We start from the raw sequence: 3,799 nt of genomic DNA, 5'->3' as shown, positions 1-3,799 counted from the left end.
TTGAACGATTTATTTGCGTGTTTGGGATTAGCCCAGACCCGCAAGTTATTGACAAACTTTTCAAAGAACTCATTTTATTTACTGCCAGAGCCGCTTAGGCTTGGATATTTTTTAACGAACTATTGAGTACATATATAGAAATAAGACAAAAACAAACCGGACAAACAATCTAAACATCTTGTACTACTTCATGAAAAAAGCATAAAAGGAGGAGAAAATCTGCACAAAGAAGAGAGGACAACTGTTAAAATAAGCACACCGGAAAACCACAAGTATCGACTAAGCAAGCGTGGCAAAGTATAAGTAATCCATACAACCTTGCACGCTAAAATCAAACACTACATAACTGCATTCTCAGCTAATTAGCAGAAAAAAGCATTGCAAAATAGATGATATTTCCATAAAATTAATTACCTTTGCAGTCGCTAATTGAAGTGTATGGTCACGGATTGTTACATCCGGAGCTGTGAGCTTTTTGGCAAGCAAAGACTTATCTACCCCTCATATGGGAATGAGCGTAAGCTAAAGAATGGTCCGAGTTCGTTGGCTATGAATAAAGTAGGAAGCCACCTTAGAATGGCGAGTCTTGACACCAAATAACAAACCGTGAGGTGAGCCTTATACTTCTTTATAAAGCACAATGTTTAATTATAAAAAGGACAAAAAAGTGGATACACTAAGCTACAAGACCGTCTCTGCGAATAAGGCAACTGTTACCAAGGAATGGGTAGTAGTAGACGCAGAAGGTCAACAACTCGGACGTATTTGCTCTAAGGTGGCAAAGTTGCTACGTGGCAAATACAAGCCTAACTATACACCGCACGTTGATTGCGGAGATAATGTAATTATCATTAATGCCGACAAAGTTCAACTCTCAGGAAAAAAGTGGACAGACAGAATTTACTTGCGCTATACACTATATCCGGGGGGACAAAGAGCATTTACACCTGAAAGCCTTATGAAAAAAGGCGCAGACAGATTGTTCCTTAAGGTTATCAAAGGAATGCTTCCAAAAAACAAACTTGGTCGCAAACTTTTGGGAAATGTGAGAGTATTTGAAGGTAGCGAACACAACATGGAGGCTCAGTCACCACGTGTTATCGACATTAACAAATTGAAGTAAGGAAGGGTAAATTATGGAAATGATTAATGCAATTGGTCGCCGTAAAGCTGCTGTAGCTCGTGTCTATATGACAGAAGGCAGCGGAAAGATCATCATCAACAAAAAAGAGCTAACCAACTACTTCCCATCATCTATCCTTCAGTATGTCGTAAAGCAACCGCTCGAAAAATTGGGTGTTGTTGACAAATACGATATCCGCATCAATCTTAATGGTGGTGGTTTTAAAGGACAGAGCGAAGCTGCTCGTCTGGGAATCGCAAGAGCGCTTATCAAAATCAATCCGGAAGATAAAGCAGCTCTACGTGCAGCAGGCTTGGTTACTCGTGACCCAAGAGTGGTTGAACGTAAAAAACCGGGTCAACCTAAAGCTCGTAAGAGATTCCAATTCTCAAAGCGTTGATGGATTTTATGGGCTGTATGGTGCAGCTTGATAAAAATTCATTATCGCGTTTAGTATCTAAACTGAATGGATTCTTCTACTATTTATCCCTAAATTGAAGACTACCATTTGGTTGAATTATTAACTAAGAACGTAAACGAAATTTATGACAAATCTAACTTTTGAACAGTTACTAGAAGCCGGAGCACACTTCGGACACCTCACTAGAAAGTGGAACCCGGCAATGGCTCCTTATATCTTCATGGAGCGCAATGATATCCACATCATTGACCTACATAAAACAGTTGCCAAAGTAGAGGAAGCTGCTGAAGTCATCAAGGGGATGGCTCGCAATGGTAAGAAAATCCTCTTTGTTGCCACAAAGAAACAAGCTCAAGAAGCTGTAGCTCAGTTTGCAGGCTCTGTAAACATGCCATATGTTACAGAACGCTGGCCGGGCGGTATGCTTACTAACTTCCCAACAATCCGTAAGGCTGTTAAGAAGATGTCTCAAATTGACAAAATGCTTAACAACAAGGATATTTTGGAAAACCTATCTAAGCGTGAAAAGCTTCAAATCGAACGTCAACGCGCAAAATTGGACAAGACTCTTGGTTCTATTGCAGATATGAATAGACTGCCTTCAGCTCTATTTGTTGTAGACGTAATGAAAGAACACATTGCTGTTCATGAAGCAAACAGATTAGGTATCCCCGTATTCGGTATCGTAGATACAAATAGCAATCCTAAAAACATCGACTACGTTATCCCATGTAATGATGACTCAACTCAAGCAGTAGAGCTTATCATGGGTGTAATGGCTTCTGCAATTAGCGAAGGCTTGATGGAGCGTAAAGCTGAGAAGGGTGACGAAGCAGAAAATCAAGAAGAAGGCCGCAAAGAACGTAAAGTTCGCACCGGAGCTCGTCGTGAACGTATTCGTCGCAAAGATGGTGACACTCCCAAAGAAGATGTAAAGGAAGAAGCTAAAGAAGAGGCTAAGGAAGAAGCTCCTGTAGCTAAAGCGGAAGAAACCAAAGAAGAAGCTTAAACAGCTATCCTTTTAATCAACAATCCTCTTGGAGGAGCATAAACATTTATATGCCACGTGCCGGTGGATCGCTCCGGCGATTCTCTCACACGTGGCATTCTTTATTTAGATCAACTTAATCAAGAAACATTATGGGCGTAACAATTCAAGATATCGCTAAATTGCGCAAAATGTCCGGTGCCGGAATGATGGACTGTAAGAAGGCATTGGAAGAAACAAATTGCGACTTCGAAGCTGCAATGGAAATCATTCGTAAGAAAGGTAAAGCCGTAGCGGCAAAACGTTCTGACAGAGAAGCTTCAGAAGGCTGTGTTCTTGCAGCTCACAATGGTGAGTTTGCAGCTGTAGTATCAGTAAACTGCGAAACAGACTTTGTTGCTAAGAACCAAGAAACTATCGATCTTACACAGCAGATTCTTGATGTTGCAATGGACAAGAAACCTGCAACGAAAGAAGAACTTCTCACTCTTACTCTCTCTGATGGTCGTACCATTTCTGATCATATCACAGACCGTACAGGTGTGACAGGCGAAAAAACAGAGCTTGGAGCATACGAATTTGTTAAGGGTGCTGCAACAACTTCTTATATCCATATGGGTAATAAACTTGCTACAGTAGTTGCATTCAACGAAACAATCGAAGCTGAAATGGCTCGTGACATCGCTATGCAGGTGGCAGCTATGAACCCGGTATCTGTACTTCCTGAGCAAGTACCGGCACATATATTGGATCGTGAGCGTGAAATTGCACGAGACAAAGCTATTGAAGCCGGCAAACCTGAAAACATTATTGATCGTATTGTTGAAGGTTCACTTCAGAAATACTACAAAGAATACACACTTCTTCAACAGGAGTATGTAAAGAACAATAAGATGACTATCGAACAGTATCTACATACTGCAAGCAAGACTCTTACTGTTACAGAATTTAAGCGTGTAACTTTGAACGCTGAATAATCAACTTATCGGTAAGATAAATAAACAGGGCTGTATTGAGGAGATCTCAATACAGCCTTTGTTTTTATCTCTTTGGTACCCGATAAAACTATTGGAACAACCATCAATCTATTTCATAAAAAACACTTTAGAAATGGTATTCTAAGCATTTGCTGTCATCTGTTTGGTAGTATCCCTAAAAGTGTGTAATTGAAGTTTATCTTTGAGTCAAAATTAATCATTTCATTTAATTGTTTTTCTCATCCGTCAGGCGGACATGAAAAACACCGGGGGGATTGGCGTCCGCCCGG

Annotated in this window: 4 protein-coding genes and 1 pseudogene; all 5 read left to right on the top strand. The window is 40.5% G+C overall.

The annotated features are described in order from the left end of the window. Positions 1-98: pseudogene (locus tag ACFO3G_RS03720) on the top strand (transposase); the annotation flags it as partial. A gap of 569 nt (positions 99-667) precedes the next feature. After that, positions 668-1,123 carry a 50S ribosomal protein L13 gene (gene rplM, locus ACFO3G_RS03715; RefSeq protein ID WP_380078109.1) on the top strand — a complete coding sequence of 152 codons (456 nt, stop codon included), beginning with the start codon at positions 668-670 and terminating at the stop codon, positions 1,121-1,123. A 13-nt stretch (positions 1,124-1,136) separates the two neighbouring features. Then, entirely contained in the window at positions 1,137-1,523 is a 387-nt protein-coding gene (rpsI, locus tag ACFO3G_RS03710; protein WP_380078107.1) for a 30S ribosomal protein S9, read from the top strand. Between the two features lie 145 nt (positions 1,524-1,668). Next, on the top strand, positions 1,669-2,553 hold the full coding sequence (gene rpsB, locus ACFO3G_RS03705; protein WP_380078105.1) for a 30S ribosomal protein S2: 885 nt from the start codon (positions 1,669-1,671) through the stop codon (positions 2,551-2,553). Positions 2,554-2,684: 131 nt separating this feature from the next. Beyond that, complete coding sequence (tsf, locus tag ACFO3G_RS03700) at positions 2,685-3,509, top strand: translation elongation factor Ts (RefSeq protein ID WP_380078103.1); 825 nt, start codon at positions 2,685-2,687, stop codon at positions 3,507-3,509. Positions 3,510-3,799 lie beyond the last annotated feature (290 nt).

It is taken from the genome of Falsiporphyromonas endometrii, assembly GCF_042654485.1.
Classification (GTDB): domain Bacteria; phylum Bacteroidota; class Bacteroidia; order Bacteroidales; family Porphyromonadaceae; genus Porphyromonas; species Porphyromonas endometrii.
This window is presented reverse-complemented; position numbering and strand designations above follow the sequence as displayed.

Coding starts and splice junctions, on each gene's coding strand:
- rpsB (WP_380078105.1), top strand. CDS start 1,669: ATGACAAATCTAACTTTTGAACAGTTACTAGAAGCCGGAGCACACTTC.
- rpsI (WP_380078107.1), top strand. CDS start 1,137: ATGGAAATGATTAATGCAATTGGTCGCCGTAAAGCTGCTGTAGCTCGT.
- tsf (WP_380078103.1), top strand. CDS start 2,685: ATGGGCGTAACAATTCAAGATATCGCTAAATTGCGCAAAATGTCCGGT.